Source organism: Mycobacterium sp. IDUB_28 (assembly GCF_055419285.1).
This window is the reverse complement of sequence record NZ_JBVAXK010000005.1, coordinates 67,709-90,781: the sequence shown is the minus strand read 5'-3', so window position 1 is coordinate 90,781 and position 23,073 is coordinate 67,709. Positions and strand designations below refer to the sequence as shown.

Genomic DNA, 23,073 nt, shown 5'->3' with positions numbered 1-23,073 from the left:
TCCGCCGTCGTTGACCAGGTCGCCGTAGCGATTGCTGCGCGGGTCGGCCCATATTTCGTGCCCCTGCCGGCCGGGGACTGCCAGCGCGTGCTCGACCGCCGCCTGATGTCCGGGGTGCTCTACCGGAGCGAGTCGCCGCGGCCCGTAGACCCGCTTATCGGCATGGTTGGTGAAGCCGGCGGGGTCCATCGGTCCCGGTCCGGGCGGTGGCGGGTCGTCGCCACCGTGCGGCTCGTCGACGTCGGGACGTCGCGCCGGTGGTTCCGTCAGGGGATCGGGGTGTCCGCCGGTGCGTCCTGGCCCACTGCCGTGGGAGGTGTGGGCCGCTGTCGACCTGGCCGCGGGGTGCGCGCCGTCGGGCAGCACCGCGGAACTGACGGCGGCAGGCATCGGAGCCTGGTCGGGGATCCCGGTCGTATCGCGAGCATGCTCCGAATCTCGCTGTCCGACAGGGTCTCTGGTGTAGTCATTGGAGGCTTCGGTGCGCCCGGTCGCATCGGGATGCGAGCCCCCGGCGAATCGATCCCCAGGCGTCCGGTCGGCGCGTTGCTCGTCGCGGCCCGGCTGTGATTGGCCGTCCCGCGCCGTGTCACGGACGTGGTGCCCGTCGCGCGGTGCGGCAATGTCCCGCCGGGGTTGGGCATCGCGGGTTGACGGGCTGTCGCGCGGGGGCTGGGCATCGCGCGTGGCGGGTGTGTCGCGCGCCGGCGCCACGTCATGTGGTGCCACGACTTCGCGTGGTGGCAGCAGGTCATGCGGTGGCACGGAATCCCGCGGTGGCATATCGCGGGCCGGAGCAACATCATGCGCAGGCGGTGAGTCACGGGGCGAGTGCGCGTCGATGTCGCGCACCGGGTGCGTCGACGGCTCGGTGCCCGCGGGGGCATGGCTCGGGTCCGAAATGCCATGCGTAACAACGCTATCCGAGGTGCGGGCGGCAGGCGCGCCAGCCGGATGGCCGGAAGCGGCGGATCCCGCGTCCGGCAGCCCGGACCGGGGGGGTGCGGCCGGTGCGCTCGGCGGCGGGCTGGAACTGTGCGCGGCCGGCGAGCCGGTGTGGGTAGCGGCCACCTGGGGGGTGCTCGGCGGTGCCGGCGCGCTCGGCGACCCGGTCGCGGGCGTGTCGAGGACGCCGGGGTGGTTCACCGGCGGTGCGGTGGCGCTGTGGGCGGTGATGCCGGCGTCGCCGCCGGCCAACCCGGTGGGCACCACCTCATGGGTGTGCGAGCCCGGGTTGAGCGGGACGTCGACATTTCCGGCGGGATGTCCGGCGGGCACCACGGCGCTCTCCGGAGAGTGACCAAGGGCGCCGGTTCCGGGTTCGGCCACCGGCACATGCGGCGGTTCGCCCAGCGAGAGAGGTGTGACGCCCGTCTGCCCGGTCCGGTCGCCGGTGAGCGCACTGGGCTCCGAGATCCCCGGCGCGCCGGTGCGGCGGAGCCCGTCTATGCCACCGAAGACCGCCCCGGCGCCCAGCGCGTCGCCGAGATTCATGTGCCCGGTCATCACCTGTTGGGCCGCGAGCGCACCACCGGCATTGCCCACGAACGAGGCGCCGAAATTCTTCGCGTGGTTACCAAGCACCGACCCCGCGTCAAAGTCGTTCGCGCCCCGCATTATTGGGCCGATCGCGGCGCCGGATATCGCTCCGGACCCGACATCACCCCAGAACGACCTCGAATCGAATTCGTGCCGGTGACCCTGAATGCCCTGAATGCCCTGAATGCCCGCATTCATAGCTCCGGACGCCAGGGCGTTGATCGCCGCGCCTTCGAGCGCCCGCACCGCGATCTGGGCGATGACCCGGGCTACTGCTTCTCCCACCACTTTCGCGACTGCCGCACGAATGATCTGGGAAATGACTGCCTCGGCGCCGGCGATCAGTGCCGCCATCTGCGCGGGAGCCGTCCAGTTGATCCAGATCGACGCCAGCAGCGCGGTCAGACTCGCCGCCAGCACAACCAGGTTGGCGATGAACATCTGCTTGGCGAATTCGATCTCAGTGGCCGCCTTTTCGACCGCCTCCGCCAGTTGTCTCATCTGACCTGCGACTTGGTCTATCGTCGGCGCATAGGGTTTGAGCCCTTCGATCAGCTTGTCGTGAAACTCGCCGGCCGTGAATCCAGAAAGGGTCGACTGGGTGGCGGCGTCCAGATCAGTCTTGAATCGCGTCAACTCGTCCGCGTAGTGCCGCCACCTGTCAGCCTGTCGCCGACACGCGGTTTCGTCCCCTTCCGGAAACGGCTCGCCGATCAGGTCGCCTACCCACCGCAACCAACCCGGAAGCTCGATACCCACGGCTTACGCGCCCAGCATCAGGCCGGCTCCCGTGCCGGCGGCTAGCCGGCGACCCCGCCATCCGCTGCGACGATGGTGTTGGCGGCTTCGGTGAGTGCGGGTGCGACGCTGGCCACCCCCTGCGCGAGATCTTTGGCGTTGCCAAGGGTTCTCGTGCGGTCCGGATCGAACTTCCCGGCAAAAGCCGAACCGATCTTGTCGTGCGACCACGGCGAGTCACCGGACAACTCCGCATTCACGCTGCGCATCAGGGTAGCGAGCCGATTTCCGAGTTCGTCGAATTGTCTGATTCCCGCGCGTGCGGTGGTGTCGTCGTATTCAAACTGTCCTGCCATGTGCGGTGAACTTCCCTTCGGCTCAGTCGTTGTCGTGAATCGTCAGCTGCCAGTCCGGCGGGTCGGCGGCTGGAGCGGCCGTGCGCTGATGGTCCTCGGCGTCGAGCTCTTCGGCCAATGTGCGCCGCTCCCGGGAGCCGGGCGCGGACAGCGGCACCTGCGGCTGCAACGGCTGGAGTTCTTCGACGTCAGTGACGGGCGGGACGCCGAACTGCGCGACCTGTTGCCACAGGCCGGCCTGGAAGGCATCGGTCTTGGCGCGCATCTGGGCGGCCGCCGCCTGCGCGGCCTGCACGACCGCGGCACCCACCTCGGTGCCACTCGCCTGCGCCAACAGCGTCTCGTCGAACTCCACCTGCACCACCACGCCCTGGGCGTTCACCCACACGTGCGCGAGATCGTCTGTGGACCATCCGTCGGCTGTCTCGATCGCCATCCGTTGCGCCGAACGGGCTGCCGCACCCTGAAATTCCTGGAGATTGGACAGCAAGCGGTCCACATCGAGACCTCCGGGATCACTACTCCCGAACAGGCCTGCGAAATTGCTCACGATGTCCCCCAGGTGACCGCTGCTGTGCGGCTAGTGTAAAGGCCCGCCAACTATCAAATGCGCAGCATTTTGCCGCGATCAGGCGTCAGTTCCGGGAGCCGCGGGGCCGGCCACGCCGGCGCGGGCGAACCTGGTAGCCGCCCCGTTCGGCCAGCGCCCGCAACCGGCGCAGGGCGAAGTCGCGCGCGCGCCCGGACTCGGGGATCACCACACCGGCCCACAGCCCCTCCACATTGGGGTCCTGGCATGCTTCGCGGGCGCACAGCCACCGGCGTGGGCAGCTCAGGCACAGGGCCTTGGCTTCCTCGTCGGGTTCGCAGGTTGTCCACCGATCCGGGTCCACGCTGCACACCGGCACGTACTCGTCCAGCGGCGTGGACAACGGCGTAACCGCTGCGGTCATGATTTTCCTCCCGACTCCTGTAACAACCCCTCGATGCGACGACTTTAATCACAAGTCGGGGCATATCGCAACAATTAAAACGTAGCGCCTACTGAGGTAAGCGGTATTTTACGTGTGTACTACAAGACAACCGTGGCATCGAACTGTCCCGAAGCGTAGCGCGGTGTGGCACGGTCTGCATTCAGACCGCCATCGCGAACGCGATTGCACCCGAGAACCGCAGCGATTCGAGGGTCGAACGAGGTTATGTAGCAGGAAAGATGTAGCATCGACCCACAGTGCTGAAGGAAGGCTGCAGCGACGATGCCCGATTCTTCGGGAGTCCAAGCCGGGGGAGTGGCGCAGTGACACCTGACCAGACCGTGCCCGCGACGGCGCTGGTGGTCCGGCTCGGTGACGAGGAGCACATGCTGGACCCGTCGGCCGGTGTCGCCGTCATCGGTCGGGACGCCTCGGCCACCATTCGTCTCCCCGACGACCGGATCTCCCGGTGGCACCTGCGCCTCGAACCACATCACGATGGCTGGCAGGCGATCGACACCAGCACCAACGGCATGTACCTCGACGGCGTGCGGCGCAGCTCGGTGCAGGTGACCGATACCACCACCATCCATCTGGCCAACCCCCAAGGCTTCCCGGTGACCCTGTCACCCGGTTCGGTGCCCGACACAGCCCGGGACATCACCACCGTGATCGAGCTGCCCGACGCCGACGAAGATCAGTGGTGGGAGGCCGACGATCCCGGCGTGGCGCGCGCGGGTCAGGCCGTCGCGGCGCGGCGCAACGAACTCGAGATCACCCAGCGCGGCCTGGCCAAAGACAAGATCATCAACGCCGGCACGCTGATCGCTTTCGAGAAGGGCCGCAGTTGGCCGCGGCGAGCCACGCTGGCGAAGCTGGAGAAGGCCCTGCAATGGAGCCCGGGCACCATCGCCCGCATTCGCAGCGGCTCGGCGGTGCTGCCCATCGCGGCGCCGGCCACCGTCCCCAGCAAAGTCCCTTCGGGTGCCGAGGAATCCACCGAGGTGCTCACCGACACCGTGCGGGCTCCGTTGCTGGCCGAGGCCGTCGAACTGGCCATGCACACCATCAGCACGGCCACTGCCGAGCTGCCCGACCCGGCCGACCCGGCGTTCGCGCCGAGAGTCACGCAGATCCTCGCCGACCTGCGCAAGCTGGAGAACCTCGCGGCCAATGCGGCCCGCAACACCAAGGGCACCCCGTCGGTGGTACTGGCGTTGAGTACCGTCCGGCGGGCCTACAACGACGTGATGGACCGGGCCGCGCGTTCGCCGAACGCCACGCTGGGCCAGCGCCTGTACGGCGCGCGGCACCGCGCCGAACTCAGCCTGGAAGAAGCTGCGGCTGCCGCGGGCCTGCCGGCTTCGGTCCTGGCCGACGCCGAGGCCGAGCGCCCCGTTCCCGACGATGTCGCGGCCGTGCTCACCACCCTGATCGGGCAGCTCTCCGTCAGCTGAGCAGTTACTACGGCGAGCTGCGGTAGCCGGTCTCGAAGGCCACTGTCTGCTGTTGCGCGGGTTGCGGGGAGTGGCCGACGTTGGGCAGTCCCGAGGACGGCGCGACGGGCGCGGTCGACGACGCACCGGTCGGCGCAGTGGCCGGGCCGCCGAAGAATTCCGCATAGCTGGCGCTCTGCGCGGCCCGCCGCGATTCGGTGGCCGACGCGGGCTGCACCTGATGGGCCTGCCCGGAGCCGTTCTGGTATTCGGCCGCACCGTCGTCCTCGTGCGCATACTGCCCGTAGTACTGCGCCGCGGCCTGCGCATATTGCTCGGCGTAGGCCGCGTACCACGCCTGCTGCGGGTCGGCCTGGGCCGGCTGGTTCAGCACGGCGCCCACCGCGACGGCCGTCTGCGCCGCGTTCAGCACCACCACCACCCACAGCGCCCAACCCGGTTCGACGCCGTCGGGCACCACGACTCCGCGTGATAAGGCGTCCAAGAACCCCACCCCGGCCAGCGCCGCCACCCACTTCGCGGCCGGCGTCTGCCGGGGAAGCAGCCCGAATGCCGCCAACAGGCCGGCCAGGGCGGGAAACCGGACGTCCCAGTCGATGCCACCGACGCCGAGCATCGGCCCGAAACTGACCAGGTAGGAACACAGACCCAGCACCGCGACGGCCAGCGACAGCGCGCGGTGCGACATCTTGGCGCCGGTTTCCGGTTCGGCGACCCACTGCGAGTAATCGCTGGATGCGCCCGGTTGCTCCGGCGCGTGGTAACCGCCCGAGGGGTACGACATGATCACTCCTTTGAACTGCCCCGATCCGGGGTGACCTCGATTTACGCTAGCGCACCGCAGCGGTGCAAAACGGCACCGCGGACCGCGGTTCTAGTCCTCGGCGGCGAAAGACGCTTTCAGGTAACGCATCTCCTCGTCGGTCGCGACCATGGTGACCACCGACGCGCCCGCGCGGGTGCTGACCTGCACTGTGTCGGTCCGCAGATCCAGCAGTTCCAGCGCGACGTCGGCGTTGGCCGTCACGGCAGCCCCGGGGGGCATCACCACGATCGCGGTCACGCCGACCCGCACGGACTGCTCGGTCACCCCGTCGAACATCTCCACCGAATAATTGCGGTCGGCTCCGGCCTGCATGGAACCCCGGTTGAAGTCGGCGACCCACAGCAGGTCGTGATCGTCCACCTCGTCAACCATGGTGCGCCACAGCGCCGGACGCCGCGTATGCACCAACACGTGCGCGCCCAGCGCCAGCGACCGCAACACCACCTGCTGGGCCAGGTGCAAGGTGCCGGCGATCTCCACGCGCCGGATCTGCGGACCGAACAGCGCCAGCGCCACCGCCCGGCCGTCCTCGTCGGCTCCGATCACCTGCCCGCAACCGGAGGCCGGTACGCAGAGTGAGGCGAAGTCCCGGTCCGGGTCCGTGCTGGAGTAGGCCCACTTGGCGATCGGCTGCCGCGGCGCTGGCACCGGGAGGCTCGCCGCCAGTGCCGCATACTGCCTGCCCCGCAGATGGGTCAGTCCGCGCAGGTTGATCCGGGCCCTGCCGTGGGTGTCGAAGCGTGCCAATCCGCGGATCGCGACCGGACCGCTCGGATGCTCGCGCCGAAACGACAGGCTCATGGTGGTCGAGTAGCTGGGAATGGTCCACAGCAGTCCGAGTCCCGCCGTGGTCAACATGTCCGGCTTGATCGCGAAACTGCGCAACCGGAACCGGCCTTCGCGGCAGGTCCGCCAGGTTTCTTCCACGGTGACCAGGTCCACCCCGTCGGTGAGCTGATTGGTCGCCTGACCGATCTCGGCGGCTGTCAGCACCCGGGTGCGCAGGCCGCCCTCGGTCAGTCGGTTGGCCACGCGGCGGGTGGCGGTGGTGGCCGCACGCAGGATCCCGTCCCGTCCGCCGCCACGGCGGCGCACCGCGTCGGCACACCGGGAGGGGTCGAACCGGATCGCGATCCACACGTGGCGCTGGGCGATCGCCGGCAGCGGACCCAGCACGGCGTCGTACACCGCGGCCACCTGGCTGTGGCCCTGGGATCGGGCGCCTTGGCTGAGCACGTCGATGGAGTCCAGGGTGATGTCGAACTGCTGCAGACAGTCCACCAGCGCCCGCACCGGCACGGTCTCCCCGGACACCGTGGTGCCCGGCTCCATGATGGTCATGGCCTGCGGGTTCTCTTCGATCTTCAGCAACGACATCAAAGTGCTGCCGTCCCAACGGAATCCGATCAGTGCACCCTCGGCACCGGGGACATCGAAGGGGGCCCCATGATTCGTCCGCCGGGCCCGTTGCCGCCGTTGTCGCCAGAAGCCGGCCCGCAGGGCCAGCAACCGCGGCAACGTGGTGCCGCGCAAGCGCAGCACCACGATCAGCGCCACCGCAAGCCCGGCCAGACTGCCCTGCCAGCCGGGGAGCCCGAGCGCCGGTGCGGTCACCGTCCCAGCGGCGATCAGCAGCTGCAGCACCAGCAGGTCGGGCAACGGCAGGAAGCGCTGCGCGCCGATGTCGATCGTCGACCGCAGTTCGTTCGGCTCCGACGGCGCACCCGGGTCCGGGCGCGTCCCTGCACGACGCGGCACAGTCGGATCCTATCCAGTGTTGCGGGCGGAAATCCGCGCGGCTTTAGCTGGTGACGGCGTTATACGCTATCCACGCTCGGTGCTTGCCCGACGCTGATGGGGGTGAACATGCCTGCGCAAGTGACGACGCGCGCGCAGGTCAACGGCTATCGATTCCTGATTCGCCGACTCGAGCACGCGCTGATCCGCGCCGACTCCCGGATGATCCACGACCCGATGCGCGGGCAGATCCGTTCGCTGCTGGTAGGTCTGGTGATCGCGGTGCTGATCACCGGGGCCGCCGGGGTGCTGGCCTTCTTCAAGCCGTCGCCCAACATCGGCGATGCCCAGATTCTGCTGAGCACCAACGGCGGGTTGTATGTCCGCATCGGCGATCGCCTGCATCCGGTGCTGAATCTGGCCTCCGCGCGGTTGATCACGGGTAAACCGGATCCCGCCAAGTCGGTCAGCGACAAATGGCTCAACAAGTTGCCGCGTGGACCGATGGTCGGAATCATCGGAGCGCCCAACGGAATTCACGCCGGCGCGGACCTGCGCACGTCGCGGTGGACGGTGTGCGACGCGGTCACCACTCCGGACGTGTCCAAGAACGTCGGACTGGCCAGCGTGCAGACCGCGGTCGTCGCCGGTGACCTCACCCTCGACGACGACATCCGCCGGGCATCGACCTCCCAGATGCTGCTCGTCCGCTCCGGGGACACCGTCTACCTCGTCTTCGACGGCGTGCGCGCGGTCATCGATCCCTCGGACTCCGTCGTGATCAACGCCCTGCACCTGCAGCGTGCGCAGGTACGTCCCATCTCGGTCGCGTTGCTGAACACCTTCCCATTGGTTGCGCCGATCCGGTCGGTGACGATCGAGGGCGCGGGCAGCGTCGTCCCGGGTTTCCCCACCTACCCGGTGGGCTCGATCGTCAAAACAGTCGACTCGCGGGGCGAGCAACTCTATGTGGTGCTGGCCGACGGCCTGCAGCCGATCTCATCGGCGGCCGCCGACATCATCCGGTACAGCAATCCCAATGACGTTGCGGCACAAGGGAATCATGAGGTGTCGCCGGCGGTGGTGAGTCAACTGCCGATTGTGCACACGCTGCCGTTGGACCATTACCCGAGTGTGTCGCCGCAGATCGTGGACGCTGAACCCGACCGGGTGGTGTGCATGGCGTGGGAGCGCGGTAACTCCGCCGCCCAGGCAGCAGTGCACCTGCTCATCGGGCATCGCCTCCCGATTCCGGAGGGGGCGCAACCCGTCAGCCTGGCCACCGCCGACGGCAACGGTCCAGGCGTCGACTCGGTGTACATCAAGCCGGGCACCGGTGAGTATGTCCAGACCACCGGCGGCGAGGTGGACAGCCGGGCGATGGGGCAGCTGTTCTACATCTCCGATTCCGGCGTGCGCTATCACCTCAAGGATCTGCCGACGGCCGCGGCGCTGGGCGTCACCGGGGTGCACGACGCGCGCCTCGACGCCGAGGTGCCGCAGTTCGCGCCGTGGCCGGTCGTGGCCCTGCTGCCGGCCGGTCCGGAACTCTCGCAGGAAGCGGCGCTGGTGGCACACGACGGGATGGCCGCCGACCCGCGCGGGTCCAAGGTCGAGCAGCCGAAGTCCTGAGCGATCAGAGCCGCAGTTCGCGAAACACCGCGTACAGTCGCACGATCCAGCAGCACAGCGGGAACACCATCACGATGGCCAGGTACTCCAGAATCTCGACCTGGCGGCGCATCACCGGGGAGAACTCCAACCTGGGCGCGACGATGCCGCAGGCCACGAGCAGCACCATCAGGATCACCAACGCCAGCGTCGCGTCCAATTCCCAACCGTCCAGGCCGACCGCCATCTTGACGATCGTCAGCAACGCGATCGACAGGCCCGCGCCGATCAACGTGGCGGACTGCACCAGATCGTGATGGCTGCGGCCCCGCAAACACAGTACGGTGGCCACAGCGGAAGCGAAAGCTGTTCCCTGCCAATAGAATCCGTTGCTGACGTCGACCGCCAGGTAGCAGCCGACGGTCGCGGTGAGCGCGGCTGCGATCAGGATGCCGGTCAGGTACTGGCTGGCCCGGCGCACCCGCAGGGTCATGCCCTCCTCGGTCGGGATGACCTGTTTGCCGACGGCGTTGACGCCCTCCACGGTGGTCCCACCCTGGGTTTCGATGTCGTCGAGTGGTTCCCCGGCCGTCGGCACCCGGGGCACCGGGAGTTTGGCCAGCAGGATCGTCACCCGGGGGGACAGGTAGACGACGATCACCGACACCGTGGCCAGCACCGCGCCGATCGCGCGGGGCGGCGGATTCCACAGCAGCGCAACCGCGGCGGCCGCGCCACCGATCACCGCGAGCGCGATCACCGCGGTGTGCAGGGTGCGGCCCCGGCCGGTCACCAGCAGGATCAGCAGCGACGCCAGGCCCGTCAGCGCAAAAGCCATCGGCAGCGATGTCACCCCGAAGCCGTCCGGTACCACATACAGCGCGCCGCCGAACAGCAGCGGCGTGGCCACCGCGGCCACCCACTCCGAACGCCCCGGACGGTGCGCGATCACGCACGCGAGGATCACTGTCAGCACCCCGATACCGAGCGCGGTCGCCGGGACATAGATCCGTTCGGCGTGGCGTGGCAGCAGGAATGCGACGGCTGCGGCGGCGGTCAGGCCCACCCCGAAAAAGGTGATCGGCCGCGCATCGCGGGCGGACCAGGCGGTGAACGGATTCCGGGCCTGCTCGCCGGCGTCCGCGACGTCGTCGAACAACATCGGGCGCCGCGGCTGGTCGATCTCCCGGATGGCCAGCAGCTCCCCGTCGTAGATATTGGCCTCGGACAGGGACCGGCTGGGGTCGATCGCGTCGTCTCCGAGGCGCGCCAGGGTCCACTTTCCCTCGGTCGTGTCGAAGACGACCTGTTCGAGTCCGGTGTCCGAGGCGGGGTGCGCGGCGATTTGCTCGTTGGCGATGTCGATGACGTCGTCGATGAACGCGCTGATGCTGGTATTGGCCGGCAGACCGAAGTCCAACCGCAGGTCACCGACCACGAGCGTGACGCGGCTGAGCGTGGGCTCGGCCTCCGATTCGGCGTCTAATTCCGACAGCGACGGCGGTAGAGTCATCGCTATCGGGCCTCCTGCGGGTGGTGTCACTCGCTGGTGACCATACCTTTGGACGTCTCAAGCCTATTTCGGTAAGCCGGTTAAAAGTTTCGGGAAGTTCGGGGAAAGACCGTTTGAGTACGCAGGGTTTCGTGCGCCGATTGCGGGTGTCGCCACCGCGGATGCCGGGCGGGGAAGTCAACCTGCAGGCGCCGCCGGAGGTGCCCCGGGTGATCCCCGGCAACCTGCTCACGAAGTTGCTGCCGTTGGTGATGATCGTCGCGGTGGTCGGGATGATCGCGCTGATGGTGACCGTCGGGGGCCGGGATCTGACGCGTAATCCGATGTTCCTGATCTTCCCGATGATGATGATCATGTCGATGGCCGGCATGTTCATGGGCGGCGGCGGCCGCACCGGTAAAGCGGCGGCCGAACTCAACGAGGAGCGCAAGGACTACTTCAGCTACCTGGCCAACCTGCGTGACGACGCCGAGCAAACCGGCGAGGGTCAGCGCGCCGCCCTGGAGTGGTCGCACCCCGACCCGCGGGCGCTGGCCGACGTGGCCGGCACCCGGCGGATGTGGGAGCGGCGGATCACCGACAACGACTGGTGCCATGTCCGGGTGGGCATCGGCACCCACCGATTGGCCACCCGATTGCTGGCACCGGAAACCGGGCCGCCCGAGGATCTCGAACCGGTGTCGACGGTGGCGCTGCGCCGTTTCGTCAAGACCCACTCGGTGGTGCACGCCCTGCCCACGGCGGTGTCCCTGCGGGCTTTCCCCTCCATCACCTTCGGCGGCGACCGCAAGCTGGCCCGGCAGCTGGTGCGGTCCATGGTGTTGGAGCTGTGTGCCTTCCACGGCCCCGACCAGGTTCAGGTCGCGGTGGTCACCGCGAACCCCGACGGCGAGAACTGGAGTTGGGTCAAGTGGCTGCCACATGCGCAGCACGCCACCGCGCGGGACGGGATGGGCCCGATGCGCCTGCTGTTTCCCAGCCTGGAACTGCTGGAGCGCTCGCTGTCCGCGGACCTGGGGGAGCGGGGCAGATTCAGCCGCAACGCCGAGCCGACCAAGGGTCTGCGACAACTGGTAGTGGTGATCGACGACGGTTACATCACCGGGACCGAGCGCCTGGTCACCGATGCCGGGTTGGACAGTGTCACCCTGCTCGACCTGAACGGCTCGGACGCGGCGGCCAACCGGCGCGGCCTGGCGCTGGTGGTGGACCGGGACGCCGACGGGGAGAGCGTCGGTGCGAGCACCGCGGTCGGCGTCGAACGGTTCGCCACACCGGACACGATCACCGTCGCCGAAGCCGAGGCGACGGCGCGCCGGATCGGCCGCTACCGCCTGGCCAGTGCCGCCCACATCGTGAATCTGGAGGCCGATGCGCGGGCCACCGACCCGGGACTGATGGCACTGCTGAAGATTCCCGACGCCGCCGAAATCGTGCCTGAGCAGGTCTGGCGCAAACGCTCACCACGGGAACGGCTGCGGGTGCCGATCGGTTACACGCCCAACGGTCAGCCGCTGGAATTGGACATCAAGGAGTCCGCCGAATCCGGGATGGGCCCGCACGGCCTGTGTATCGGCGCCACCGGTTCGGGCAAGTCGGAGTTCCTGCGCACCCTGGTGTTATCGATGATCACCTCGCACTCACCCGACGTGCTCAATATGGTGCTGGTCGACTTCAAAGGTGGCGCAACGTTTCTCGGACTAGATGGGGTGCCGCACATCGCGGCGATCATCACCAACCTCGAGGACGAACTGATCCTGGTGGACCGGATGCGCGATGCGCTGGCCGGAGAGCTGAACCGCCGTCAGGAGCTGCTGCGATCGGCCGGCAACTTCCCCAACGTCAACGAATACGAACGGGCCAGAGCCGGTGGCGCCGAACTCGAACCGCTCCCGGCACTGTTCATCATCGTCGACGAATTCTCCGAATTGCTCTCCCAGAAGCCGGATTTCGCTGAGCTGTTCGTGATGATCGGCCGACTGGGCCGGTCGCTGCACGTACACCTGCTGCTGGCTTCGCAGCGACTCGAGGAAGGAAAGCTGCGCGGACTGGATTCGCACCTGTCCTACCGGATCGGCCTGAAGACATTCTCTGCCGGCGAGTCGCGCAGCGTTCTCGGCGTGCCGGACGCCTACCACCTGCCCAGCGTGCCGGGCTCGGCCTTCCTCAAATGCGATGCGTCCGAACCGATTCGGTTCAACACCTGCTATGTCTCCGGGGACTACGTGCGGCCCCGCCGGGCGCAAACCGGTCGCGGCAGGCAGCTGGGCGCGCTGGCGCCGAAACTGTTCACCGCCACCCCGGTCAAGAAGGAGGTGTCGGTCACCCCGACGGCGGATCCGGAAATTGCCGAAGCCAAGCCGATGTCTCCGAGCAAGATCACCCTGCTCGACGTGGTGGTGTCGCGGCTGCGGGGCCACGGTCGGCCGGCCCACGAAGTGTGGCTGCCGCCCCTGGACGAAAGCCCGGCGGTCAACCAGCTGCTGGCGGACGCCAACTGGTCGGCTCCGGAGAATTTGGACGGCCGGTTGTGGCTGCCCGTGGGGGTGGTCGACCGACCCTACGACCAGCGCCGCGACGTGTTGATGGTCGACCTGTCCGGCGCCCAGGGAAACGTCGCGGTGGTCGGCGGGCCGCAGTCGGGTAAGTCCACCGCGCTGCGCACTCTGATCATGTCGGCGGCCGCCACGCACACCCCCGAGCAGGTGCAGTTCTTCTGTCTGGACTTCGGCGGTGGGACGCTGAGCAGTCTGGCCAATCTGCCGCACGTCGGCGGGGTGGCCGGCCGGATGGATGCCGACGCGATCCGTCGCACGGTGGCCGAGGTGTCCGGCGTGCTGCGCGCGCGCGAGTCGCGGTTCCGCGACCTGGGTATCGAGTCGATGCGAGACTTCCGAGCCCGCAAGGCGCATTTGGCAGCCCTGTCGCCGGAGGTCGCCGCCGCCGATCCGTTGAGCCAGGACAGGTTCGGCGATGTGTTCCTGGTGATCGACGGCTGGGCGTCGATCCGAAGCGATTTCGAGATGCTGGAACCAACACTGAATTCGCTTGCAGTGCAAGGTCTTTCATATGGTGTGCATTTGGTCATCTCGGCGACCCGGTGGATGGAGATGCGTTCGGCGGTCAAGGACATGCTCGGCACCCGCATCGAGTTGAAGCTGGGTGATGCGCTGGACAGCGACGTGGGCCGCCGGTTCAACGAGCTGATCCCGGTCGGCCGGCCGGGCCGGGGTATCAGTCACGAGCGGTTGCACATCCTGATTGCGTTGCCGCGGCTGGACTCCAGTTCGGGGGTCGAGGATCTGCCCGAAGGCGTATCGAGTGCGGTCAACGCGATGCGCGCGCACTATGGCAACCGGCAGGCGCCGCGGGTGCGGATGCTGCCGCACAACCTGGATCGTGCTGCTGTGGTGCGGGCGGCGCGATCGGCCGGAATGCTGGACGCCGCACGTGTCGCCATCGGCATCAACGAAGCCGAATTGGCGCCTGTCGTTTTGGATTTCGAATCCCAGCCGCACCTGGTGGCGTTCGGCGACGTCGAATGCGGCAAGACCAGTCTGCTGTGCAACATCGCCACCGGGCTGATGGAGAACACCACGCCCGACCAGTGCAAGATCGTCCTGGTCGACTACCGCCGCTCGATGCTCGGTGTGGTGGCCAACGAGTACCTGGGGGGATACGCCACCGCATCGCAATCCTGCGCCGAGTTGATGACCGCACTGGCCGCGACCCTCCAGGATCGGCTGCCGCCCAGCGACATCACCCAGCAGCAACTCAGAGAACGCTCGTGGTGGTCGGGCCCGGACATCTTCGTGATGGTCGACGACTACGACCTCGTCGCCACCGGACCGATGAGCAGCCCGCTCAGTCCCCTGGCCGAATTCCTGCCCCAGGCACGCGATATCGGCTTGCGGGTGGCGGTCACCCGCCGGATCGGCGGAGCGGGACGGGCCATGATGGACCAGTTCATCGGACGGCTCAAGGATTTGTCGTGCAACGGATTGGTGATGAGCGGCACCAAGGACGAAGGGGCGCTGTTCGGCTATCGGGCCACCGAGATGCCGCCGGGTCGCGGCATGCTGGTCTCCCGGTCCACCAAGAGTGGCGTGATCCAGCTTTCCAGGATGCCGGACCTGTGACCGGCGTCAGCGAACTCAGACAACTGCGGGTGGTGTCGGCCGCGCCCGAGCACATCCGCGTCTCGGTGTTCGGGGGGCGGACGCAACTGGACATCGCACTGCCACTGGATGTGCCGGTATCGGGGTTCGTCGCGGATCTGGCGCGGCTGATCGGCTCCCGGGACAAGGAACAGGACGGGGACGCGGCGGCCAAGGACGAGCGCCGGACATTCTGGGTGCTGAGCCGATTCGACGGCGGCACGGTGTTACAACCCGCCCAGACGTTGCGCGACGCCGGTGTCGTCAGTGGCGATCTGTTGCGGCTGTCCGCTCGTCGGGCGCTGTCGCCGCCGGTCCTCTACGACGACGTGGTGGACGCCGTCGGGCGGTTGAACAAGACCGCCCACGCCGCCTGGGGAGCGGGATCGGCGCGCTGGATGTCGTTCGTCGGACTGCAGCTCGCAGCGCTGGCCATCACCTACTGCGTGGTGGGCCCGATCGCCGCGGCCAACCGCAGTGTGATCGTCGTGCTGGCCGCGGCCGTCGCTCTGACGCTGGTCGGCGGGGCCACCCTGGCGCACCGCTCCTACGGCCTGGACGATGTTGCTGCCGCGCTCGGGTGGGCGGCGATCCCGATTACCGTCGGGATCGCCTTCGCGCTGCTGGCCCGGTACGGCGACTACGGGCTGGCCGGTGCCTGCGGGACGGTGCTGGTGTGCTGCCTCGGGTACGACCGGATCATCGGCACCGGCCACTGGGCGTACGTCGCGGTCGGGTTGCTCTTCGGTGTGGTGGGGGTCGCGCTGGCGGTGCGTGCGTCGCACGTCCGCGGCGACATCGTCTTCGTGGTCGCTGCGGTGGCGGCGATCCTGATGTGCCTGAGTGTGCAGCGGCTGACGACGCGGTTGGGCCGGTTCGAGACGCCTACCGTGGCCGTCGAAACCAACCGCGAGGACTGGGATTTCCAGAATCCTTTCGAGCCGTCCGCGCCGACGACGGGCGATTCGGGCACCATGATGCCCACAGCCGAGCAGGTGTGGACCAGAGCGAAGTCGGCGGCTGTCACGCGCGCCGCACTGTTGAGTGGGTTCGCCTCCGCGGCAACGGTTTACGTGCTCCTGCTGGTGCGGGGCGGGCCGACAGCGGACTGGCCGGAGTTCGTCTTCGCGCTGGCCGGTGCGGCGGTGTTGGCGTTGCGCAGCCGCGTCTATGCCACTGGGTTCGAGCGTGCTGCGCTGGCCGTGCCCGCAGTAGCCCTGGTGATCGGCACGTGTGTGACGGCGCAAGGCGGAACTCGGCCGATGCCGGAGGTCGCGCTCGGCGTGCTGCTGGCCGTTGCGCTGGGCGGCGCCCTGTCCGGCTTGAAAAAGTCCGGCAGTGGTCCGTTTTCCCGGGCGGCGACGTTGCTGGCCTACCTGGATTACCTGGCCGTGGGTTCGCTGATTCCGCTGGCGCTGTGGGTGGTGGGCGTCTACCAGCGGTTGGGATTCTGATGAGGCGCGGGGCCGCGGTGCTGGGCGCGCTGCTGTTGATCGCGGCGCTGAACCCCGCAGCGGCGCAGGCGATCCGCCCGCCGGTGGTGGAGCCGGGGCCGCCGCCGAATGGACCGCTGGGACCCGTCGAGCCGACAGATCTCAAGGCGATCTGCGGAGTCCCCACCGGGGTGCTGCCCCAGACCGACTTCACCTTGCAGACCAGCGCCGAAGCCATGCTCAACTACCCCGATGCGTGGCGGTTCGCCCGCGGCGCCGGACAGAAGGTCGCCGTGATCGACACCGGCGTGAACCGGCATCCGCGGCTGCCGGCCGTGGAAGGCGGCGGCGACTACGTGTCGAACACCGACGGGCTGCAGGACTGCGACGCGCACGGCACGCTGGTGGCAGGCATCATTGCGGCGGTCCCCAGTCCCGCCGACAGCTTCGCGGGCCTGGCGCCGGAGGCGACCATCCTGTCGATCCGGCAGAACAGCACCGTCTACGGCGTCAAGGAGGGCGGCTCTGGGCAGACCAACGACCCCAACGCCATCTCGCCCGGGTACGGCAACACCCTGACATTGGCCTACGCGATCACCCGCGCGGTCAACCTGGGCGCGACCGTCATCAACCTGTCGGAAGTGGCGTGCGGCCCGGTAGGAGGCGGCCTCGACGACGTCCAACTCGGCCGCGCGGTTCGTTATGCGTTCGAGCGCAACGTGGTGGTGGTGGCCGCGGCGGGCAACTTCAACAGCCAGGGCCTCTGCAAGATCCAAAACGCCATGCCCGATCCGAACATGCCGTTGAAGAGTGGCTGGGATTCGGTGCGGACCGTTGCCAGTCCCGCCTGGTTCAGCGACTACGTGTTGACCGTCGGCGCGCTGACGACATCCGGCGAGCCGGCCGACTTCAGCCTGCGCGGTCCGTGGGTCGGCGTGGCGGCACCGGGGGAACGAATCATCTCGCTGGACTCCAACGGCCCCGGCTTGATCAACGCTGTCATGGGTCAGCAGGGTTTGGCGCCCATCAATGGCACGAGTTTCGCGGCCCCCTTCGTCTCGGGTCTGGTGGCCTTGCTTCGGTCCCGGTTCCCTGAGCTGAACGCCGGCCAGATCATCGATCTGATCAAGCGGACCGCCCACACTCCGGGTGCGGGCCCCAACGAGGCCACCGGATACGGCGTGATCGACCCCGTCGCAGCGTTGACCTATCGGCTGCCGACGCCAAGCGAGATGCCCAACCCCGAAGCGGCGCGGCCTATCGCCGGGCGACCGCGCCGTGACCCGAGCAGTCAACGTGCGCAGATCATCGTGCTGTCGGTCACCGTCGGCGCGGTGGCGTTGGCCGCAGTGGCAGGGGCGCTGTCCGTGGCAAGACGCCGTCGTGAGTTGAGGTCGGCTGACTCCGGGCGCACCGACCTGGCGAATTGACGAATCGCCATTCGTGCGGCGCGCGAAGCTGTGGGAATCTCGACCTGAATTAACCGTTTCGCGCTACGTAGGATTGAGAACGGCGCGGAATCGAATTTGCGAGGGGAAGGGGGAGGACAGTGTCGAAACAATCGCCCAGGCAAACGCCTGCTGACGACGAACGCGGGTCACTGGCGCATCCCCCGTGGCTGACCGGCGAGACCCAGCGGCGGCGCGTGCCGATCGGTCGCGAAGAGCGCGACCGGGACAAGACGAAGGGCAGGGACCGGGCCGAAGACAAGGCGGGTGGGAATGGCCGCGGCTCGTCGACGACGGACGTGCCCGCCGTCGAACAACGCACGCCGTCACCGCCCGCGGCCGCCCCGCCGAGGTTTGATCCGGTCCCTGCTTCTGGAACCGAACCGGACGTCGCGCACCCACCCGCCCCCGCGCCGGAGCCGGCCGAGCAGCAGACCAGGCGGGTGGCGGTGCGGCGTGACCGCGTGCAGGCCGGCCGTCCCGGTGAGGCTGCGTCGGACACAGCCGCGGTGCCGACCGAACCGGTGCCCGCACCGCCGCCGACGGATCCAGCGTCCTCGCCGCCCCCCGCAGTGAGTCAGGTTGACGAGTCCGCCCATTTCGGTCGCCATTCCCGGCAGCGGACCGAAGCGCCCGAATCCGCGGCGAGACTCAAACCGTCAGAACCCGAGCCGCCGGTCGAAGTGTCGACGGGGAATGGGTGGGAGCCTGCGCCGTCGACGGAAGCGAGTTTCGAGTCGCCGACTCCTGAGTCGTTGGCACCCGAGGAGCCCAGGCCCGACGAAGCCGGTGCACTCGACGAAATCGAATTGCGGGCCGCAGCGCTACTCGAGCAAATGCAGGCCAAGAGAGCTCAGTTTTCGTCAGCGGCGGCGGAAGAACCGGACGACCGCGTGCCCCCGGCTGACGCTACGGCACGTGTCGAGGAGTGGCTGCCGACGGAAATCCCTGCGCCCGAAGTGGAGTCGCAACAACCGGTTGCCGCCGACGATCCTACGCCCACGGAATGGCACTGGACCGACATGATGGCCGAGGTGTCGGCATCGCAAAGCGATGCGCCCCAGACCGACTCCACAGTCGAGGCGCGGCCCGCGGAATCCGACACTGCCGCACCGGCAGCGAATCTAGCTGGCACAGAACCCGATTCGACGGAGCGTCAGCCGGAGTTTCCGCCGTGGCAGATGCCGATTTCGACCACGTCGGGAACTGAGGTGGTCAAAAACACAACAGCGTCAACCGAACCCCCGCCTGCACCGCGGGCGCCGCCGACACCGCCCGCCCGGCCGCGGCAGGGCGCCCTGCCGCCGTTTCCGCCTCCGCTACCGCCCGGCCCCTTTCCGCCGCCGTGGTGGCCCGGTCCTCCGCCGGGTCAGCGCCTCCCGCCGGCCGCGCCCCAACGGCCCGCGAGACCGGTCGCCGGCCCGCCGCCCCGTGCCCCCGGGGGCCCGCCGCCGGCCCGCGGACCTCAACCGCCGGTGGGCCCACCGCCCAGCTATCAGCCTTTCCGCGCGCCGCCGCCCATAGACGAGGCCGAGGTGGCCAATCTGGACCGGTTCGCCCCGCCGTCGGGCTGGCGTCGCGCGGTGCACAAAGCCACGTCCGGGCACGTCAATCCGGGGGCGTCGCGCAAGGAACGTCGGCACGAACATCTCCTTGCCGAGATTCGGCAGCCGATCGTCGGCGACTTCCGCATCGCTGTGCTGTCGATCAAGGGCGGAGTCGGCAAGACCACCACCACGTTCGGGCTGGGTTCGGCACTGGCGACGGTGCGCCACGACCGGGTGATCGCCGTGGACGCCAATCCCGACCGCGGCACGCTGGGCGAACGAGTCGGCGACGCGTCGACCCGCTCCACCGTGCGTGACCTGTTGTCGGATCCGAACATCAACCGCTACGCCGACGTCCGCAATCACACCCTGATGGCCACCAGCCGGTTGGAAGTGCTTGCCAGCGAACAGGATCCAGCTGTTTCAGAGGTGTTCGGCGCCGATGACTACCGACGCACGGTGGAGATTCTGCGGCACTTCTACAACATCATCCTGACCGACTGCGGCACCGGCATCATGCATTCGGCGATGTCGGCGGTGCTGGATCTGGCGCACACCATCGTGCTGGTCAGTTCGCCGGCCATCGACGCCGCACGCAGTGCTTCGGCGACGTTGGACTGGCTTGTGCAGCACGGGCATTCGGGGCTGGTGCGGGAAGCGCACGTGGTGCTCAGTGCCTCCCGGCCCGGGTCGGCGGCCCTCAAACTGGACAAGGTGTACGAGCACTTCCAGACGCGCTGCCGGTCGATTCATCTGATCCCGTTCGACCCTCATCTGGCCGAGGGGGCCGACGTCGACTTCGACCGGCTGCGGCCCGCGACCAGGCAGGCCTACCTGGAGCTTGCCGGGTCGGTATCTGAGAACTTCGGGCGGTTGCGGGGCGGCGCGCCGGAACAGGCATAGCTGTCCCGGCGTGGTGTGTGCGGTCGCCGCGTACTGGCTCAGTCGAAGGCGCGATCTCGCCGGCGGACAAACGCCGGAAACTCTGCTGTCCGTTGTTCGCGAATTCGACAACACGAAAGTGCACCTGGGCGCCGTGTGGTCGAGACGTCGTACTTGACCGGAAGTGTGTGGATCTGTCGCCCGAACGGTGGAAACCCGGACTCGTCGAAGACGAGCCCGGGCCTCAGCCTCTAGACTTGTTCCGGCCTCATCCGAGGATGTTGGCGGCCTGTTGGTTGTCGAGATCCTGTACCAGCTGGTTCTGGTCGACGGCACGAACCTGAGTGGCGTGCAGGTCCTGGATGATCTCGTCCATCTCGTTGGAGAAGCGCACCCGCAGCGCGTTGATCTCCTCCGGTGCGTGCCCGGTGTAGGGCCCTGAGGTCAGCGCGTTGAAGAGACCGTCGATCTCGGTCCGCATGTTCTCCGCATCCGAGGTGATCTGCCGAATGGCGTCCAACGTGCTGAAGTTCGCCTCGAAATTGTATTTGATGCCGTATGCCATGAGTTGTTACCTGACTTTCTACGCGTCGACGTTGCGGTGGTCCTGGATGTATTGCATGGAGCTAGTGGCCAGGGCATCGGTTTGCTGCTGAATGGTGCGAATGTGGTCGAGATGCTCCACCATCCGGCCGTGGAAGTTCTGGGCCTGGTTGCCGTGCCAGTTCAGCCCCACCATCTGCGTGACTTCGTCGTCCATCTTCTTCATCAGCTGGTCGGTGGACTGCAGGTGTTCGAAGATATTCTTGACGTGCGGATCGGCGTCTTCGGTTAATTCAAAAGGATGTGACATACGTTTCTCCCTTTCCGTGTGCCCTCACCAACGAGGACACGGTGGCTCTATTTCGTGGACGTATCGCGCTAAGCCAATGACGCCTCCCATTGGTCCGCCGATAACTCGACAAGTTGACCGATCGCCTGCCCGATCGCGTGGTCCGATCCGGGCTTGAGCGTCGTCCACAGTTGGCCGCTCGGCGAGGCGCTGGGTGCTCCCACCAGCCGGCCTCGTTTGGTGTAGAACACCGCGACGGCAGCCGGCCGACGCGAAATCCGGTCCTGGTCACTGCAGAGCGTGTAGTAGACGATCTCGGCGAACGCCATCCGCGACGCCAGTGCCGAGCCCAATAGCATGGCCGTGCGCGGTTCGGCACCCAGGGCACGCACCCGGTCGGCCAGTTGTGCGGCGTCGTGCGTCCCGGTGAGATTGCGGCTGATCGACTCCGTCGGTGCGCCGACCGGAACCAGCTGCGCGGCCTCGGCTCGCGGTAGCGCGCTGAGCAGGGCCCGGGCTGCCCAGGATTGGTCTGCCGCGCCGTCGGCCGGCCGCAGGGTGATCTGATCGCCCACCCGCCGGGCCAGCACACCGATGTTGCCGCAGCGAACCACGCTCACCCGGGCGATCCCGTCGGGCGTCACCAGGCGCATCGCCAATTCCCGCTCCGGCCGGCGCAGCGCGCGTAGCAGTGGGACCAGGTCCGGATCGACGTTGCCGTCCAGGATCAGGCCCCGGGCGGCGAGGCTGCGGGTGGCGGCATCGAACGCCGCGTCCAGTGCGTCGACGGTGCCATAGCGGGGGTGCACTCCCAAGACTGCCGGAAAACCCTGAATCCCGACTCGCGCTCCCACGACCTGCAGTTCGTCATCGGTCAGGGTGAACCCGGACAACACCGCGGTGGTCACAGGCTCACCTCCTGCTCGGCGCCGATGACCGCCGGGGAGACCCACCGGTCAGAGACTTGCTGCAAGGTCCGTTCGGGTTCTTCGGCGAAGCCCTCCGCGTGCTGTGGCTCGGGGGCCGCCAGGTCGTCGAAAATCGCAGTGTTGGGGCCCCAGCTGACGTGCGAGACGGTAAACGGGGCGTCGCTCTGCTGCGCGGCCGGCAGCCACGACTGGCCGCTGTCGGACAGACTTGCACCCGCCTCGCCGGCGCCCTCAAGGGCGCCGGCCTCGCGAAACGATTCGTACGACTGGCCGCTGCCGTCCCGCCGGCCGGCGCCCATCGGGGCGTAGCCCCCGCCGCCGCGCCCCATCCCGCTGCTGGACGAATCGGCGGAGAAGGTGGTCTTGCGCAGTTGCGCCGGGTCTTTGGACGGGGCGACCGGACTGGCCAGCATCGGTGACAGCTGCCTCGGTGCGCCGCCACCGCCACCGCCGCTGCCGGAACCGCCTTTGGACCTGCCCTCCCTCTCGGACTTCAGCGCGGCGCCATTGGTGATCTGCGGAGGCACCGGCTGCTCCCAGGGCTCGGCGAGTTCGGCGCAGGCTTCCTCGTACCGATTCATCACAGCGGCGGCATCCGCCTGCTGTGCTGACGCGGCCTCGTCGAACTCGGCGAAGCTGCCCTGCAGGATCGCGCCGTTGTAGGCCGACAGCGACGCCATCATGTCCTGGGCCGCCTTGGCTTCCACGGCTTCGGAGACGCTGGGCATGGACAGGATCGCGACGGTGTTGGCCACCGCAGCTTCTTCCGCGCGCCGTCCGTTCGCCGCGGCGCTCAGGCTGGCCGCCTGCAGCCACTTACCGAAGGCTTCGAGTTTGCGCGCTACGGCTTGGGACGTACTGCTCTCCCAGGCCGCCTGGAAGGATTCGATCAACCGGTCGTAATCGGCCGATACCTTGGCGAACTCGTTGGCTACCCGAATCCATGCGGCGCCGGCTTCGCCGACCGAGGACGGCCCGGGGCCCTCAGTCAGATCCTGCGCAAGCTGCTCGGTGCTGCGCGCTTCCCAGACGACATTGGTGAATCCCATACTCTCGGCCCCCCCCTTCCAGTGGCTCAGTGCCGCCGCTACAAG

16 protein-coding genes and 2 pseudogenes are annotated in these 23,073 nt (G+C 68.1%); 7 read left to right on the top strand and 11 right to left on the bottom strand.

Going from position 1 to position 23,073, the window contains the following annotated elements:
• Positions 1 to 928: 928 nt before the first annotated feature.
• Positions 929 to 1,300: a hypothetical protein gene (locus tag ACZYZ9_RS12115; RefSeq protein WP_463826829.1), complete on the top strand. Its 372-nt coding sequence runs from the start codon at positions 929 to 931 to the stop codon at positions 1,298 to 1,300.
• 635 nt (positions 1,301 to 1,935) lie between these two features.
• Here ACZYZ9_RS12115 and ACZYZ9_RS12110 read toward each other — a convergent pair.
• The 4 genes and pseudogenes from ACZYZ9_RS12110 to ACZYZ9_RS12095 all read right to left on the bottom strand — a co-directional run.
• Positions 1,936 to 2,298, bottom strand: a pseudogene (locus ACZYZ9_RS12110) (WXG100-like domain-containing protein); the annotation flags it as partial.
• A gap of 41 nt (positions 2,299 to 2,339) precedes the next feature.
• Positions 2,340 to 2,633 carry a hypothetical protein gene (locus ACZYZ9_RS12105; protein ID WP_463826510.1) on the bottom strand — a complete coding sequence of 98 codons (294 nt, stop codon included), beginning with the start codon at positions 2,631 to 2,633 and terminating at the stop codon, positions 2,340 to 2,342.
• A 22-nt stretch (positions 2,634 to 2,655) separates the two neighbouring features.
• Complete coding sequence (locus tag ACZYZ9_RS12100; RefSeq protein ID WP_463826509.1) at positions 2,656 to 3,183, bottom strand: YbaB/EbfC family nucleoid-associated protein; 528 nt, start codon at positions 3,181 to 3,183, stop codon at positions 2,656 to 2,658.
• A gap of 85 nt (positions 3,184 to 3,268) precedes the next feature.
• Entirely contained in the window at positions 3,269 to 3,586 is a 318-nt protein-coding gene (locus ACZYZ9_RS12095) for a WhiB family transcriptional regulator (RefSeq protein ID WP_463826508.1), read from the bottom strand.
• Positions 3,587 to 3,930: 344 nt separating this feature from the next.
• Here ACZYZ9_RS12095 and ACZYZ9_RS12090 point away from each other — a divergent pair, with 344 nt between their 5' ends.
• On the top strand, positions 3,931 to 5,064 hold the full coding sequence (locus ACZYZ9_RS12090) for an FHA domain-containing protein (RefSeq protein ID WP_463826507.1): 1,134 nt from the start codon (positions 3,931 to 3,933) through the stop codon (positions 5,062 to 5,064).
• A 7-nt stretch (positions 5,065 to 5,071) separates the two neighbouring features.
• Here the strand turns inward: ACZYZ9_RS12090 and ACZYZ9_RS12085 are convergent, their stop codons facing one another.
• Together ACZYZ9_RS12085 and eccE are read right to left on the bottom strand one after the other, a co-directional pair.
• A complete protein-coding gene (locus tag ACZYZ9_RS12085) occupies positions 5,072 to 5,848 on the bottom strand; it encodes a DUF5336 domain-containing protein (protein ID WP_463826506.1) in 777 nt (258 codons plus the stop codon).
• Positions 5,849 to 5,938: 90 nt separating this feature from the next.
• Positions 5,939 to 7,648 (bottom strand): type VII secretion protein EccE, encoded by a 1,710-nt coding sequence (eccE, locus tag ACZYZ9_RS12080; RefSeq protein ID WP_463826505.1) that lies wholly within the window; start codon positions 7,646 to 7,648, stop codon positions 5,939 to 5,941.
• A 108-nt stretch (positions 7,649 to 7,756) separates the two neighbouring features.
• Between eccE and eccB the strand changes: the two genes are divergently transcribed.
• Complete coding sequence (gene eccB / locus ACZYZ9_RS12075; RefSeq protein ID WP_463826504.1) at positions 7,757 to 9,259, top strand: type VII secretion protein EccB; 1,503 nt, start codon at positions 7,757 to 7,759, stop codon at positions 9,257 to 9,259.
• A 4-nt stretch (positions 9,260 to 9,263) separates the two neighbouring features.
• Here eccB and eccD (ACZYZ9_RS12070) read toward each other — a convergent pair whose 3' ends face one another.
• A complete protein-coding gene (gene eccD, locus ACZYZ9_RS12070) occupies positions 9,264 to 10,751 on the bottom strand; it encodes a type VII secretion integral membrane protein EccD (RefSeq protein ID WP_463826503.1) in 1,488 nt (495 codons plus the stop codon).
• Positions 10,752 to 10,864: 113 nt separating this feature from the next.
• On the opposite strand from eccD (ACZYZ9_RS12070), the gene eccCa reads away from it, so the two are divergent.
• The 4 genes and pseudogenes from eccCa to ACZYZ9_RS12050 all read left to right on the top strand — a co-directional run.
• Positions 10,865 to 14,890, top strand: a complete 4,026-nt coding sequence (eccCa, locus tag ACZYZ9_RS12065) for a type VII secretion protein EccCa (RefSeq protein ID WP_463826502.1) — start codon at positions 10,865 to 10,867, stop codon at positions 14,888 to 14,890.
• Entirely contained in the window at positions 14,887 to 16,362 is a 1,476-nt protein-coding gene (eccD, locus tag ACZYZ9_RS12060) for a type VII secretion integral membrane protein EccD (protein WP_463826501.1), read from the top strand. Before eccCa ends, eccD (ACZYZ9_RS12060) begins: the two co-directional genes overlap by 4 nt.
• Positions 16,362 to 17,771: a type VII secretion-associated serine protease mycosin gene (mycP, locus tag ACZYZ9_RS12055; RefSeq protein ID WP_463826500.1), complete on the top strand. Its 1,410-nt coding sequence runs from the start codon at positions 16,362 to 16,364 to the stop codon at positions 17,769 to 17,771. The genes eccD (ACZYZ9_RS12060) and mycP overlap by 1 nt, the downstream gene beginning before the upstream one ends.
• A gap of 1,046 nt (positions 17,772 to 18,817) precedes the next feature.
• Positions 18,818 to 20,239: pseudogene (locus ACZYZ9_RS12050) on the top strand (MinD/ParA family ATP-binding protein); the annotation flags it as partial.
• Between the two features lie 247 nt (positions 20,240 to 20,486).
• On the opposite strand, the gene ACZYZ9_RS12045 reads toward ACZYZ9_RS12050, so the two are convergent.
• The 4 genes from ACZYZ9_RS12045 to ACZYZ9_RS12030 form a co-directional block, all read right to left on the bottom strand.
• The gene (locus ACZYZ9_RS12045; RefSeq protein ID WP_463826499.1) at positions 20,487 to 20,783 is read right to left on the bottom strand and encodes a hypothetical protein; all 297 of its coding nucleotides are present in this window, start codon (positions 20,781 to 20,783) and stop codon (positions 20,487 to 20,489) included.
• An 18-nt stretch (positions 20,784 to 20,801) separates the two neighbouring features.
• Positions 20,802 to 21,071, bottom strand: coding sequence for a hypothetical protein (locus ACZYZ9_RS12040; protein WP_463826498.1), 270 nt, complete (start codon positions 21,069 to 21,071; stop codon positions 20,802 to 20,804).
• Between the two features lie 68 nt (positions 21,072 to 21,139).
• The gene (locus tag ACZYZ9_RS12035) at positions 21,140 to 21,958 is read right to left on the bottom strand and encodes an ESX secretion-associated protein EspG (protein ID WP_463826497.1); all 819 of its coding nucleotides are present in this window, start codon (positions 21,956 to 21,958) and stop codon (positions 21,140 to 21,142) included.
• Positions 21,955 to 23,028, bottom strand: coding sequence for a PPE domain-containing protein (locus tag ACZYZ9_RS12030; protein WP_463826496.1), 1,074 nt, complete (start codon positions 23,026 to 23,028; stop codon positions 21,955 to 21,957). The genes ACZYZ9_RS12035 and ACZYZ9_RS12030 overlap by 4 nt, the downstream gene beginning before the upstream one ends.
• Positions 23,029 to 23,073 lie beyond the last annotated feature (45 nt).